At 77.7% G+C, this 831-nt stretch carries 1 protein-coding gene and 1 pseudogene; both read left to right on the forward strand.

Annotation, left to right across the window (positions count from 1 at the left end):
• Nucleotides 1–623: pseudogene (locus tag ND748_RS33060) on the forward strand (hypothetical protein); the annotation flags it as partial.
• Nucleotides 620–831: hypothetical protein (locus ND748_RS33065; protein WP_374216104.1), on the forward strand; the 212-nt coding region annotated here is incomplete at its 3' end. The pseudogene ND748_RS33060 and the gene ND748_RS33065, both read left to right, overlap by 4 nt.

Here is an 831-nt window from a genome sequence, read left to right on the forward strand (position 1 = left end):
CGCTTGACCTGCCGGCGCAACTGCTGGCCGCGGCCGGGGAGGCGCTCGCCCCGGCCGTCGACGCCGTGGCCGCGCTCGCGCGGGCACACGACCATCTCGCCGAGGACCTGGCCGCGGCCGAGGCGCTGCTGGCGCAGGTTATCGAGGCTGCCCAAACCGGCGAGCGCCGGGCCCGGGAGGCCATGGAACGAGTCCTCGGTCATGCCGACGGTCTCCTGCGGCTGTCCGACGGGTGGTTCGACGCGCCGCGCCGCGGCCTGCGGCCGTGGCTGGACCGGCTGAGCACAGCCGGTGAGGCCGGCGACTGGCGGCTGGTCGCCTACGGCCTGCCGGCCTGGCGGCGCGCCGCGCAGGCGACGCTGGCGACGGCGACGACGATCGCCGAGACGAACGCGGCGCCGGTACGCCGCCGCGACGAGCTGCGCGGGCTGCTGCGGGCGTTGCGGGCCAAGGCCGGGCGCACCGGCCTGCTCGAGTCCGTCGCGCTCGAGACCCACTACGCCCCCGCACTCGCCGCGCTCGGCTCGGCCCCGATCGACCTGGACCGGGCCGAGAAGCTCGTCCGCGCCTACGCGGACGCCCTGCTGGCAGCCGCGCCCGCCCGAAACGAGGAGTTCGCGTGACCGAGACGATCCGGTGTCCCGAGCCGGAATGCGAGGGCGTCATCGAGGACGGCTACTGCACGATCACCGGTCTCGCCTACCGGCCGCCCGGACCCGCGGCCCTCGGCGTCACCGGTGCGGCGGCGACCGGCACCGCCGTCGGTGCGAGCGTCGGCCCGGCCGCGACCGGCAGGACCGCCGGCAGCGCCGGCAGCGCCGGCAGCGCCGG

Source organism: Frankia sp. AiPs1, from assembly GCF_023716945.1.
Taxonomy (GTDB): Bacteria; Actinomycetota; Actinomycetes; order Frankiales; family Frankiaceae; genus Frankia.